Raw genomic sequence first — 12,345 nt, forward strand, 5'->3', positions numbered from 1 at the left:
GCTGACGCCCCTATGGGGGCGTCGGCACCCCAAAACGACGATCTTGGTGGAGAGTCAGCCGGTCAGGGTCGGGACCTGATCGAGCAGGTGCAGGTCCCAGCCCTCGCGTTCGCACCAGTCCTCGGCCTCCTCACGGCTGACCGGGGTGGCGCCGATGGGCCGGTCACCGCCTAGCCGGGTCCAGCCGTCGGGGGCCAGCACGTGTAGCTGTCCCTCGCGGAGGGCCAGGAGCCGGCCGGCGGGGAAGGCCATGGTCGGCTCCGTGCGCAGAAACCGCACCGTCATGTCTTCAGATCTTCCCACCCGGGGCGGGTTTCGCGCTCGGGGTAGCCGGATCGGGTATCTGGGACGGGTCGGGTGCATCTGGGATGGGTTGGGGTGCTTGACCTCCAGTGCGGTGGAGGTCGGATTCTGTCCAGGAAAAGCGGATGCCTGGGTGGTGGGAATCCCTTACGGTCGGGAGGGGTGTGGAGGGGATGATCATGACTGAGTGGAGTGGGACCCGACATAGACGCGGCTCCAGTGTCGAGGCTTTGCGACGACTGGGGCCGTATTTGCGACCGGTGCGGTGGCGGATCGTCGGCTCGATGGTTGCCGTGCTGGGGTCGATGCTGTGCGGGCTGACGATTCCGCTGGTGATGCAGCGGATTTTGGACGGGCCGGTGGCGCACCGGGAGATTGGTCTGCTGCCCTGGTTGGTGTTGGGGGTGGCGGGGCTGGGGGCGACGGAGGCGCTGCTGTTCTTTGTTCGGCGCAAGCTGATGACCAGGCCGATCACCCAGGTCGAGGCGCGGCTGCGGGCCGACCTTTACCGGCATCTGCAGCGGTTGCCGATCACGTTTCATGACGGGTGGCAGTCGGGACAGTTGCTGTCGCGGGCGGTGTCGGATCTGTCGACGTTGCGGCGGTTCATCGCGTTTGCGGCGATTTTCCTTGTGGTCAACAGTATTACGCTGGTGCTCGGGCTGGGCGTGCTGTTCGTGCTGTCGCCGGTGCTCGGGGTGATCTCGCTGTGCTGCGCGGCGCCGCTGATTCTGATCTCGACGAAATATGAGACCAGGTACAAGGTGCTGGCGCGGCGCAGCCAGGATCAGGCCGGGGATCTGGCGACCACGGTCGAGGAGTCGGTGCTGGGGATCCGGGTGCTGAAGGCGTTCGGGCGCGGGCGGCACCTGGCCGGCAAGTTCGTCCGGCAGGCGCGCGAGCTGCGCGGGACGGAGCTGCACAAGGCGCGGGTGGTGGCGCTGCTGTGGGCGGCGATCATCGTGCTGCCGGAGTTGAGCATCGGCGGGCACCTGCTGTTCGGGGCGCTGGGCATCGCCAACGGGACCATGACGATCGGCACGCTGGTGGCGGCGGTGACGGTGGCGACGTACCTGCGCTGGCCGACGGACTCGATCGGGTGGCTGCTGGCCGAGACGAACCAGGCGGCCAGCGCGTGCGAGCGGTACTGGGAGATCCGTGACGCGGAGGTGACCATCACCGATCCGGAGCGGCCGCGGCCGCTGCCGGAGCCGGTGCGCGGGCACGTCCGGTTCGAGAATGTCCACTTCGGACACGATGGGGCAAAGCGCGAGGTGCTCCGCGGGGTCAACCTGGATGTCCGTCCGGGTGAGACGATCGCGATCGTCGGCGCGACCGGAACCGGTAAGACGACGCTGACCACGCTGGTCCCCCGGCTCGCCGACGTCACCGGCGGGCGGATCACGATAGACGGGGTCGACATCCGGTCGCTGACCCTGGACGACCTGCGCTCGGTGGTCGCCACCGCGTTCGAGGAGCCGGTGCTGTTCTCGGCGAGCGTCCGGGAGAACGTGGCCCTCGGCGCGGTTGGGGCCGGCGACGAGGCGGTGCGCGAGGCGCTGCGGATCGCCCAGGCCGAGGAGTTCGTCGACGCGCTGCCATGGGGACTGGACACGCGGATCGGCGAGGAGGGGCTGTCCCTGTCCGGCGGGCAGCGGCAGCGGCTGGCGTTGGCGCGGGCCGTGGTCGGCCGGCCGGCGGTGCTCGTGCTGGACGACCCGCTGTCCGCATTGGACGTTGCGACCGAGGCCGAGGTGGAGCGCGCGCTGCGCAGCGTGCTGCACGGGGTGACCGCGCTGGTGGTCGCGCACCGGCCGAGCACGGTGCAGCTCGCCGACCGGGTGGCGCTGCTGGCCGACGGCAGGATCGCCGCGGTGGGCACGCACTCCCAGCTGCTGGCCAACAACGAGGAATACCGAAACCTACTGTCCACTCTGGACATCGAGCGGAGCGAGGTGGTGGCATGAGCACGCAGCCGGTTCCGGCCACCACCGAGCAACAGTGGCGCGGGGTGGCCGCCGAGGACATCGCCGACGTCAACCGGACCGTCGGCCTGCGGCTGCAGAAGCGGTCCCGCCGGCTGCTCGGCTCGCTGATCCGGCCACACATCGGGGGCGCGCTGCTGAGCCTGCTGCTGGTGGTCGGCGAGCAGCTGACCGCGCTGACCGGCCCACTGCTGATCGCGGCCGCGATCGACGTGGGGATCCCGGACGCGATCCACGGTGACCTCGCCGTGCTGGTCTGGTGCGTCGCCGGGTACATGGGCGCCGGGCTGGCCTCGGCCGCCCTGCGCTACCTGTTCCTGCGGCTGGTCGGGCGGGTCGGGCAGGACGTCATCCTCGAGCTGCGCCGGCGGATCTTCGTGCACGCGCAGCGGCTTTCCCTTTCGTTCCACGAGAAGTACACCTCCGGCAAGGTGATCTCGCGGATGACCAGCGACATCGACGCGCTCAACGACCTGATCGAGGACGGCATGGAGGACCTGCTGTCCGCGGCGCTGTCGGTGGTCGGCATCGCCGTCATGCTGCTGGTGCTCGACGTGCCGCTGGCCCTGCTGGTGCTGGTCGGGTTCATCCCGCTGCTGCTGGTGACCCGGTGGTTCTACCGCAGCTCGCGGCACACCTACCGGGGAACCAGCTCGGCGATCGCGAAGATCATCGTCCAGTTCGTCGAGACGATGAACGGGATGCGCGCGGTGCAGGCGTTCCGCCGCGAGTCCCGCAACCAAGCGATCATGGACGAGCTCAACGACGGGTACCGCCGGGCGCACGCCCGAACCTTCAACCTGGTCGCGACGTACACCATGACCGTGCGGATGGTCGGCAACCTGTCGCTGGCGCTGATCCTGGCGGTCGGCGCCTGGCGGGTCGCCGGCGGCGGCCTCGAGCTGGGCGTGCTGACCGCGTTCACGCTGTACCTGCGCCGGTTCTACGACCCGCTCGACGACATGGCGATGTTCGCCAACACGTACTCGTCGGCCAGCGCCGCGCTGGAGAAGATCTCCGGCCTGCTCGAGGAGACGCCGGACGTCGACGAGCCGCGCGAGCCGGTCACGCTGCCGGACCGGGCCGGCGGGCGGACGGTGACGTTCGACCGGGTGTCGTTCCGCTACGGCCCGGCGACGCCGGTGGTGCTGCCCGAGCTGAGCCTGACCATCCCGGCCGGGCAGACCGTGGCGCTGGTCGGACCGACCGGGGCGGGCAAGTCCACGCTGGCCAAGCTGGTCGCGCGGTTCTACGACCCGACGTCCGGCACGGTCGCGCTGGACGGGGTCGACCTGGCCCGGATCGGCGACGCGGACCTGCGCCGCGAGGTGGTCATGGTGACCCAGGAGAGCTTCCTGTTCGCCGGGTCGGTCGCCGACAACATCGCGCTGGGGCGCCCGAGCGCGAGCCGGGCGGAGATCGTGGCGGCCGCGCGGGCGGTCGGGGCGGACGCGTTCATCGAGCTGCTGCCCGACGGCTACGACACCGACGTGCGCAAGCGCGGCGGGCGGCTGTCGGCCGGGCAGCGCCAGCTCGTGGCGTTCGCCAGGGCGTTCCTCGCCGATCCCGCGGTGCTGGTGCTCGACGAGGCGACGTCCAGCCTCGACCTGCCGACCGAGCGGGCCGTGCAGGCGGCGCTGGAGTCGGTCCTTGCCGACCGGACCGCGTTGATCATCGCGCACCGGCTATCCACCGTGCTGATCGCCGACCGGGTGCTGGTGATCGACGACGGCCGGGTGGTCGAGGACGGCTCGCCGGAGGAGTTGATCGGCGGCGCCGGCGGGCGGTTCGCCACGCTGCACCGAACCTGGCTGGACTCGCTGGTCTAGGAGCTGGAGCAGGTGATCGTCGGGGGCGGGTCGTCGCCGGAGCCGGTGGCGTTGAAGCCGAACGAGGTGGACTCGCCGGGCTGGACGAGGGCGTTCCAGCCCACGTCGGACACGGTCACCGCCGAGCCGTCGCGCACGAGGTCGCCGTTCCACAGGTTGTCGATCGAGTGCCCGGCCGGCAGCTGCCAGCGCACGGTCCAGCCCGTCAGCCGGGATCCGGTGCCGTTGCGCACGGTCACGTTGACCTGGTAGTGGCCCGGCCAGCGGCCGGCCACCTCGTACGAGGCCGCGCAGGACGGCGTCGCGGCCGAGCTGGGCGCCGAGGTGCCGGTGGCGGGCGGCGTGGAGGTGCCGACCGCGGCCGGCTCCCGACCGATCAGCGTCCCGATCACCACGCCCGTGGCGACCAGGACCGCCGCGCCCGCGCCGAGGAGAACGGCCCGCCGCGGGAATCGCCTGGCGGGCAGGACAAGGGTGGGATCGCGCGGGGGTGGCGGTTCGACCGGCTGCCCGGTGGCCAGCGCCTCGTGGACCTCGGACATCAGCGGGCGTTCTGCCGGGTTGTCCCGCAGCATCCACAGCAGCAGGCCGGTGAGCGGGCCGGACCGGCTTGGCGGGGTGATCCGGCTGTGCGCCACCCGCTGCAGCAGCGCGATCGGGTTGTCGTCGTGGCCGAACGGCGGCGTGCCCTCCAGCGCGGTGTACAGGGTGGCGCCGAGGGAGAACACGTCCGACGCGAAGCTGGCCGGCTCGCCGCGGGCCACCTCCGGGGCGAGGTAGGCCGGCGTGCCGACGATCCCGCTGCCGGTCGCCGTGCCGTCGCCGAGGGCGCGGGAGATGCCGAAGTCGGCGATCTTGGCCGTGCCGTCCGCGGCGAGCAGCACGTTGCCCGGCTTGATGTCGCGGTGCACGACGCCCTCGCCGTGCGCCGCGGCCAGCGCCGACGCGATCTGCGCCCCGATCCGGGCGACGGCGTCGGGCGGCAGCGGACCGTCCGCGTCGAGCACCGTCCACAGGCTGCGCGACGGGAAGTACTCCATGATCAGGCACGGCCGCCCGGCGTGCTCGACGGCGTCGTGCACCATGATCGCGTGCGGGTGCCGGACCCTGGCCCCCACCCGGCCCTCGCGCCGGCCGAGCCGGTCGGCCTCCTCGCCGTCGGGCCCGTCGGCGCGCAGCAGCTTGACCGCCACGACCCGGTCGAGCGGCTCATCGCGGGCCCGCCATACCTCCCCCATCGCCCCGCGACCGATCAGGTCCACCAGCCGGTACCGCCCGGCGATCACCTCGGTCACGGCTCGATTCTAGGTCGGTCACAGCAGGATGAACGGCAGCGCGAGCCAGGCGACCGCGATGGCGGCGGCCACGCCGAAGCCGATCCAGCGCCAGATCGGCGTCTGCCGGACCAGCCAGACCGATGGCAGCAGGCCCACCGTCACGACGATGTTGGACCCGATCGCCAGCAACGGGTTGGTGACCGCCAGCGTGGTGGCCAGGGTGAGCACGGCGAAGAGCACCAGCACGAACACGAACGCCGACACGGTCAGGCCGGTCAGCCACGGCACCGGTTCCGGCGGGTGCTCCGGGCGGGGCGGCCAGGCCGGGTGTTCCGGGCGTTCCTCGTCGGACGGCTCGACCACCGACTCCTTGTCGGTCAGCGGGTCGACGTAGGTGACCGGGACGCCCATGGCGGTGGCGACCCGGCCGGCCAGCTGCAGACCGCGGCGCGACACCACGGCGCCGGCCGCGGCGCCCCCGGTGGCCGAGCGCACGACGGCCGAGGCCACCCGTGCCCACTCGTGCAGGGCCTCGGCCAGATCCCGGTCGAGCGCGAGGCTGCCCGGGTCGACCTCGCGCCGGTCCTGCCCGTCGTGCCCGACCAGCACCGCCCGCTCGCCGACCGCGCGCAGCTGCAACCCCGTGTCCTGAACCGTCATCAGCTCCCCGCCAGGCTTGCCAGCACGTAGAAGGCGACCGCGCCCGCGGTGGCCACGTTGAGCGAGTCGACCCCGTTCGCCATCGGGATCCGCACCGCGGCGTCCGCCGCGTCGACCGCCTCCGCGGTCAGCCCCGGCCCTTCCGAGCCGAGCAGCACCGCGACCCGGTCGTCCGGCGAGAGCGCGTCCGCCAGCGGCAGGGTACCGGCCGGCGTCATCGCCAGCACGCGAAAACCCTGATCCCGTAACCACTTCAGCCCGCCCGGCCAGGGCTCGAGCCGGGCGAACGGCACGGCGAGCACGTGCCCCATGGAGACCCGGACGCTGCGCCGGTACAGCGGATCACTGCAGCCGGGGCCGAGCAGGACGCCGTCGACGCCGAACGCGGCGGCGTTGCGGAACAGCGCGCCGAGGTTCTCGTGATCCCCGACGCCCTCGAGCACGGCGAGCCGGCGGGCCCGCGCGACGATCCGCTCGGCCGGCGCGGCCGGAGCCCGGTCGGCCACCGCGAGCACGCCGCGGTTGAGGTGGAAGCCGACCACCTTCGCCATCACGTCGGCCGACGTGACGTATGCCGGGATGTCGACATCGGCCAGTTCGGTGAGCTCGTCGATCCGCCGCCGGATGCCGAGCACGGCGCGTAGCGGGTACGGCGAGGCGAGCAGTCGGCGCACGACCACGACCCCCTCGGCGATCACCAGACCCTGGCCGCCTGGGCGGTCGGGACGCCGATCCGCCCTGGTCAGGTCCCGAAAATCGGCCACGAGGGGGTCGGCGGGATCCGTCACCTCGATCACCCGAGCCACGACGGAGAGTCTCGCATGCGCACCGACCGTGGGACATCGCCCGCCCGTGCACGTGCATCCGGCCGCGACCTCTTGCGCAGAGTCACAGCCGGGCCGGCACGTGCACCTCTTTGGCCCCTAGCAATGCGGTTCGTCGCTGTGTCACGGTGGATATCCCCGCTCAACAGTCGGCAAACCTGGCGTGCTCGAGGGAGGGCGGCATGGGACGGGCTGTCACGACCGTGGCGTTCAGCCATGCGGATCGGCAACTTTACCGGCTCAAGGTGCAGCGTTGCCTCGACGCGTTGGCCAGAATGCTCGCCGAGGGAGGGTTCGCGCAATCGCCGCCGCGGATGGGCCTTGAGATCGAGCTCAACCTCGTCGACGATGATCTGCAGCCGGCGATGGCGAATACCGTTGTGCTGGAAAAGCTTGACGATCCGTCGTTCACGATTGAGTTGGCGCAGCACAATCTTGAGTTCAACGTGCGGCCGCGACCGCTGTCCGGCAACCAGGCCGTCGAGCTGGAGCTGGAGCTGACCGCCGCGCTTGCCGACGCCAACCTCAAGGCGCGCGACGCCGGGGCGAGCATCGTGCTGACCGGGATGCTGCCCACCCTGCGCGAGGAGCACTTCGATCCGCGGTGGCTGTCCAACAGCCCGCGCTACGCCCTGCTCAACGAGGAGATCTTCGCCGCACGCGGCGAGGACATGGTGCTGCACATGGAAGGGCCGGCGATCCCCGGGCAGCGCTCGGAGAAGCTGCACAGCTACGCCGACTCGATCGTGACCGAGTCGGCGTGCACGTCGGCGCAGCTGCACCTGCAGGTCGCGCCCGAGCAGTTCGCCGCGCACTGGAACGCCGCGCAGTGCCTGGCCGGCGTGCAGGTCGCGATCGCGGCCAACTCGCCGTTCCTGCTGCGCAAGGCGCTCTGGCACGAGACGCGGATCCCGCTGTTCGAGCAGTCGACCGACACCCGGCCGGAGGAGCTGAAGAACCAGGGCGTGCGGCCGCGGGTGTGGTTCGGGGAGCGGTGGATCACCTCGATCTTCGACCTGTTCGAGGAGAACGTCCGGTACTTCCCCGGCCTGCTGCCCGAGCTCGACGACGAGGATCCGTTCGAGGCCTTGAACTCCGGCCGCGCGCCGAAGCTTTCCGAGCTGCGGCTGCACAACGGGACCATCTGGCGGTGGAACCGCCCGGTGTACGACGTGTTCGACGGCGTGCCGCACCTGCGCGTGGAGAACCGGGTGCTGCCGGCCGGGCCGACCGTGATCGACCTGGTGGCCAACGCGATGTTCTTCTTCGGCGCCCAGCGCGCGCTGGTCACCGCGGACCGTCCACTCTGGACACACATGTCGTTTGATTGCGCTCGGGAGAACCTGTACGCCGGGGCCCGGCACGCGTTCGGCGCCCAGCTGTACTGGCCGGGCACCGGCTGGGTGCCGCCGGACGAGCTGGTGCTGCGGGTGCTGCTGCCGCTGGCCCACGAGGGCCTGCGGGACTGCGGGGTGTCCGACGTCGCCCGCGAGCGCTACCTCGGCGTGATCGAGCGGCGCTGCCTTGCCCGGCAGACCGGATCGTCCTGGCAGCGCGACACCGTCGCCCTGCTGGAGAGCCGCGGGCACACCCGCGAAGACGCCCTGCTGGCCATGCTGCGCCGGTACATCGGGCTGATGCAGGCCGGCGATCCGGTGCACACCTGGCCGGTGGGCTGACCGGGGTACGAGCGCGGGGCCCCGCCGGCCGAGCGGGGCCCCGCTGTTCCCGAACTGACTGCCGCTCCCACCACGAAGCGGACGGAAGTTAGGTTAGCCTAACTTCCGTCCCGTGACAAGCTAGCTCGCCGCCGCGTGCTTGTAGCTGACCTGATGATGATCCTTTCCCTGCAGGGAAGCCACGTTGGAGCGGCCGCGGTCGAGGCGCCGGCGCCGGGCGAGCAGCAGGCCGCACGCCAGGCCGGACACCGTCGCGATCGCGCCGCCGACGATGAACGGCGAGCGGCCGCCGAGCTCGGCGGCCAGCCAGCCGGTCATCGGCGCGCCGATCGGGTTGCCGCCGATGAACACCAGCATGTAGAGCGCCATCACCCGGCCACGCATCTCCGGCGCCACCGCGAGCTGCACGGTGCTGTTGGCGGTCGTCATGAACGTCATCAGCGCCACGCCGACCGGGATCAGCGCGAGCCCGAACGTCAGGTACGTGGGCATGAGGCCGGCGACCAGCTCCAGCGCGCCGAACGCCGCCGCGGAGCCGACCAGCAGCGGCAGGCCCGGCCGGCCCCGGGTACTGCGCCGGGCGGCGAGCAGCGCGCCGGTCAGCGTGCCGACCGCGAGCAGCGTGGACAGCAGCCCGTAGGAGTCGGCCTGGCGGTGGAACACGTTGGCGGCGGCGATGGCCAGCGTGGTGAAGAAGGTGATCGCGAACGTGCTCACGCAGAACACCAGCGCCAGCACGGTCAGCACGTCCGGGCGCCCGCGCACGTACCGCAGGCCCTCGCGCAGCGCCCCGCGCCGGCGCGGCGCCGGGGTGCCGCGGTGCAGCTCGGCCGGGTTCATCCGGATCAGCTGGACGATCACCGCGACCGTGCTCACCGCGTTGATCAGGAACACCCAGCCGGTGCCCACCCAGATGATCATCATTCCGGCGATCGCCGGGCCGACCACGCGGGCCAGGTTGAACGTCGAGGAGTTCAGCGCGACCGCGTTGGTCAGCTGGCGCCGGCCGACCATCTCGGCCACGAACGACTGGCGCACCGGCATGTCGGCCGCGGCGAACATGCCGAGTACGAAGCACAGCACGTACACGTGCCACAGCCGCACCAGCCCGGTGACGTCCAGCACGCCAAGCACCAGCGCCGACAGCGCCATGCCGCTCTGCACCACGACCAGCAGCTTGCGCTTGTCCAGCCGGTCGGCGAGCACGCCGGCCCAGAGGGTGAACAGCAGCACCGGCAGGAACTGCAGGGTGGCCGCGATGCCGAGCGCCACCGGGTCGTAGCCGGTGAGCACCAGGACCAGCCAGTCCTGGGCGACCCGCTGCATCCAGGTGCCGATGTTCGACACCACCTGGCCGGAGGCGAACAGGCGGTAGTTGCGCACCCGCAGCGAGCCGAACATGCTCCGATGCTCTCGCGGGCCGGTCGAGGTTTCGGCGTTTTCGGGTCGAGCGGTGGACTTCGGTGGATCGGGTAGCGTCGAGTCGCGATCTGACCGGTTACCCGCGATCCACCTCATTGGTCCTTGTGCCCCGCCATTCTGTCGATGATCTCCGCTGCCTCGGCGAGCGTGTCCCGCTCGGCGTCGCTGAGCTCGGCGAGCCGCTTGTCCAGCCACGCCTCGCGGGCCGAGATGTCGGCCAGCACGTAGGCCAGGCCCGACTCGGTGAGCTCCACGATGGACTGCCGGCCGTCGGTCGGATGCGGCCGCCGGCTGACGTACCCGAGCTCCTCGAGGGCCGCGATCACCCGGGTCATCGACGGCGGTTGGACGACCTCCTTGGCCGCCAGCTCGCCGGGCGTCATCGGGCCGCACTTCTTGAGACTCGACAGCGCCGAGAACTGGGTGAGCGTCACCGATGTGCTCGTCCGCTGCGCCCGGAGCCTGCGGTTGAGCCGCACCACGGCCAGCCTCAGCCGGCTGGCCAGTGGGCGCTCGTTGCCGTCCTGCTCCGGCACATAGTTAGCATACCTCACTAACTAGTTTCCTGTCATCCGTTGATCGCCGCCTGGATCGGCCCGAGCGCGAAGTACACGACGAACGCCGCCGACACGATCCACATGAGCGGATGGATCCCGCGGGCCCGCCCGGTGAGCAGCCGCAGCAGCACGTAGCTGATGAACCCGGCCCCGATGCCGTTGGCGATGGAGAAGGTGAACGGCATGACCACCAACGTCAGGAAGGCCGGCAGCGCGATGGTGAAGTCGGAGAAGTCGATCTCCTTGACCTGAGCCATCATCAGCACGCCCACGATGACCAGCGCCGGCGCCGCCGCCTCGATCGGCACCACCTGGTACAGCGGCGTGAAGAACATCGCCGCGATGAACAGCAGCCCGGTCACCACGTTGGCCAGCCCGGTCCGCGCCCCCTCCGCGATCCCGGACGCCGACTCGATGTAGACCGTGTTCGAGCTGGACGACGCCGCCCCGCCGGCCACCGCGCCCAGCCCGTCGACGAACAGCGCCTTGCCGACGCCGGGCAGTTGTCCGTCGGGGTCGAGCAGCCCGCCCTCCTTGCCAAGACCGGTCATCGTGCCGATCGTGTCGAAGAAGTCGGTCAGCACCAACGTGAACACCAGCAGCGCCGCGGTGATCACCGGCACCTGCACCCAGGCGTCGAAGTTGAAGTCACCGACCAGCGACAGGTCGGGGATGCCAACGACGTCGTCCGGGGCGGCCGGATACCCCAGGTTCCACCCCTTCGGATTGGTCCCAAGCGACGGCCCGGCGTTGACGATCGCCTCCAGAATGATCGCGATCACCGCCGTCGCGATCACGCCGATCAGCAGCGCCCCCCGCACCCGGCGCGCCATCAGCACCCCGGTGATCACCAACCCGATGACGAACACCAGCGTCGGCCAGGACGCGATCGACCCGTTGATCCCCAACCCCACCGGGACGGTCGTGTTCGCCGCATCCGGAACCCGCCGCACGAACCCTGCGTCGACCAACCCGATCAACGTGATGAACAGCCCGATCCCCACCGCGATCGCCGACTTCAACGCCGCCGGCACCGCGTTGAACACCATCGTGCGCACCCCGGTCACCACCAGAACCAGCACGACCAGACCGTTCACCACGACCAGCCCCATCGCCGCCGGCCAGCTCATCTGCGGCGCGATACTGACGGCCACAAAGGCGTTGAGGCCCAACCCCGTCGCCATGGCGAACGGATAGTTGGCGATCAGTCCGAACAGGATCGTCATGACCCCGGCCACCAGCGCCGTGACCGCCGCCACCTGCCCCACCGGCAGAATGTTGCCGAACGCGTCCCGGTGCGCATTCCCGTCCTGCGCCGAGAAACTCCCGATAATCAGCGGGTTCAACACCACGATGTACGCCATCGTGACGAACGTGACCAGCCCACCCCTGATCTCCCGGCCGGTCGTCGACCCCCGCTCGCTGATCTTGAAGAACCGGTCGAGCGCGCTGCGCGCCTCGACCCGCGCGGTCGTCGTAGCCATGCGGGGTAGCCTCCCTGACGTGCCGTCCTCAATGGAACCCGAACCGCCAACCGATACACAGAAGTCACTTCCGCCCCCACACCCCCTCCCCGCCCGCCTCCTCGCCCTCCCCCCACTGATCTATGCCGGCACCCTCCTCTGGCTTCTAGCCACCTGCACCCTCCTCACCCTCCGCTACCTTTTCGACATCGGGCCCCCCATCTGGCTCTGGACCGCCCTCGCCGGCACCACCCTCGGCCTCATCGGCCTCCCCATCATGTGGTGGCAACGCACCGCCTCCCGCCGCGGCACCCGCGGTGCCCAACCCCACCTGTAACCCCCATCC

11 protein-coding genes are annotated in these 12,345 nt (G+C 70.8%); 4 read left to right on the forward strand and 7 right to left on the reverse strand.

Annotated features, from left to right (window positions below; translation table 11 throughout):
- Window positions 1-54: 54 nt before the first annotated feature.
- Complete coding sequence (locus VGX25_RS02115; protein WP_326915807.1) at window positions 55-285, reverse strand: hypothetical protein; 231 nt, start codon at window positions 283-285, stop codon at window positions 55-57.
- Window positions 286-587: 302 nt separating this feature from the next.
- On the opposite strand from VGX25_RS02115, the gene VGX25_RS02120 reads away from it, so the two are divergent.
- Window positions 588-2,270 carry an ABC transporter ATP-binding protein gene (locus VGX25_RS02120; protein ID WP_326915808.1) on the forward strand — a complete coding sequence of 561 codons (1,683 nt, stop codon included), beginning with the start codon at window positions 588-590 and terminating at the stop codon, window positions 2,268-2,270.
- On the forward strand, window positions 2,267-4,117 hold the full coding sequence (locus VGX25_RS02125; RefSeq protein WP_326915810.1) for an ABC transporter ATP-binding protein: 1,851 nt from the start codon (window positions 2,267-2,269) through the stop codon (window positions 4,115-4,117). The genes VGX25_RS02120 and VGX25_RS02125 overlap by 4 nt, the downstream gene beginning before the upstream one ends.
- Here VGX25_RS02125 and VGX25_RS02130 read toward each other — a convergent pair.
- From VGX25_RS02130 to VGX25_RS02140, 3 genes are read right to left on the reverse strand one after another with little or no spacing between them, the layout of a single operon-like run.
- Entirely contained in the window at window positions 4,114-5,412 is a 1,299-nt protein-coding gene (locus VGX25_RS02130; protein WP_326915811.1) for a protein kinase domain-containing protein, read from the reverse strand. The genes VGX25_RS02125 and VGX25_RS02130 overlap by 4 nt on opposite strands.
- Window positions 5,413-5,430: 18 nt before the next feature.
- Window positions 5,431-6,033, reverse strand: a complete 603-nt coding sequence (locus VGX25_RS02135) for a DUF2537 domain-containing protein (RefSeq protein ID WP_326915817.1) — start codon at window positions 6,031-6,033, stop codon at window positions 5,431-5,433.
- A 20-nt stretch (window positions 6,034-6,053) separates the two neighbouring features.
- Window positions 6,054-6,860 (reverse strand): RNA methyltransferase, encoded by an 807-nt coding sequence (locus VGX25_RS02140; protein WP_326915812.1) that lies wholly within the window; start codon window positions 6,858-6,860, stop codon window positions 6,054-6,056.
- A 200-nt stretch (window positions 6,861-7,060) separates the two neighbouring features.
- On the opposite strand from VGX25_RS02140, the gene VGX25_RS02145 reads away from it, so the two are divergent.
- Window positions 7,061-8,557: a glutamate--cysteine ligase gene (locus VGX25_RS02145; RefSeq protein WP_326915813.1), complete on the forward strand. Its 1,497-nt coding sequence runs from the start codon at window positions 7,061-7,063 to the stop codon at window positions 8,555-8,557.
- A 120-nt stretch (window positions 8,558-8,677) separates the two neighbouring features.
- On the opposite strand, the gene VGX25_RS02150 is transcribed toward VGX25_RS02145, so the two are convergent.
- The 3 genes from VGX25_RS02150 to VGX25_RS02160 form a co-directional block, all read right to left on the reverse strand.
- Window positions 8,678-9,958 carry an MFS transporter gene (locus tag VGX25_RS02150; RefSeq protein ID WP_326915814.1) on the reverse strand — a complete coding sequence of 427 codons (1,281 nt, stop codon included), beginning with the start codon at window positions 9,956-9,958 and terminating at the stop codon, window positions 8,678-8,680.
- Between the two features lie 113 nt (window positions 9,959-10,071).
- Entirely contained in the window at window positions 10,072-10,515 is a 444-nt protein-coding gene (locus VGX25_RS02155; RefSeq protein ID WP_326915815.1) for a MarR family transcriptional regulator, read from the reverse strand.
- A gap of 32 nt (window positions 10,516-10,547) precedes the next feature.
- Entirely contained in the window at window positions 10,548-12,020 is a 1,473-nt protein-coding gene (locus VGX25_RS02160; protein ID WP_326915816.1) for an NCS2 family permease, read from the reverse strand.
- 31 nt (window positions 12,021-12,051) lie between these two features.
- On the opposite strand from VGX25_RS02160, the gene VGX25_RS02165 reads away from it, so the two are divergent.
- On the forward strand, window positions 12,052-12,336 hold the full coding sequence (locus VGX25_RS02165) for a DUF2530 domain-containing protein (protein WP_326915818.1): 285 nt from the start codon (window positions 12,052-12,054) through the stop codon (window positions 12,334-12,336).
- Window positions 12,337-12,345: the final 9 nt, after the last annotated feature.

This window comes from Actinophytocola sp. (assembly GCF_035942955.1).
Classification (GTDB): domain Bacteria; phylum Actinomycetota; class Actinomycetes; order Mycobacteriales; family Pseudonocardiaceae; genus DASYTH01.

What these genes read in the sequence shown, in the direction of transcription:
- VGX25_RS02115 (WP_326915807.1), bottom strand. Translation starts at nt 285, where the DNA reads ATGACGGTGCGGTTTCTGCGCACGGAGCCGACCATGGCCTTCCCCGCC.
- VGX25_RS02120 (WP_326915808.1), top strand. Translation starts at nt 588, where the DNA reads ATGGTTGCCGTGCTGGGGTCGATGCTGTGCGGGCTGACGATTCCGCTG.
- VGX25_RS02125 (WP_326915810.1), top strand. Translation starts at nt 2,267, where the DNA reads ATGAGCACGCAGCCGGTTCCGGCCACCACCGAGCAACAGTGGCGCGGG.
- VGX25_RS02145 (WP_326915813.1), top strand. Translation starts at nt 7,061, where the DNA reads ATGGGACGGGCTGTCACGACCGTGGCGTTCAGCCATGCGGATCGGCAA.
- VGX25_RS02150 (WP_326915814.1), bottom strand. Translation starts at nt 9,958, where the DNA reads ATGTTCGGCTCGCTGCGGGTGCGCAACTACCGCCTGTTCGCCTCCGGC.
- VGX25_RS02160 (WP_326915816.1), bottom strand. Translation starts at nt 12,020, where the DNA reads ATGGCTACGACGACCGCGCGGGTCGAGGCGCGCAGCGCGCTCGACCGG.
- VGX25_RS02165 (WP_326915818.1), top strand. Translation starts at nt 12,052, where the DNA reads ATGGAACCCGAACCGCCAACCGATACACAGAAGTCACTTCCGCCCCCA.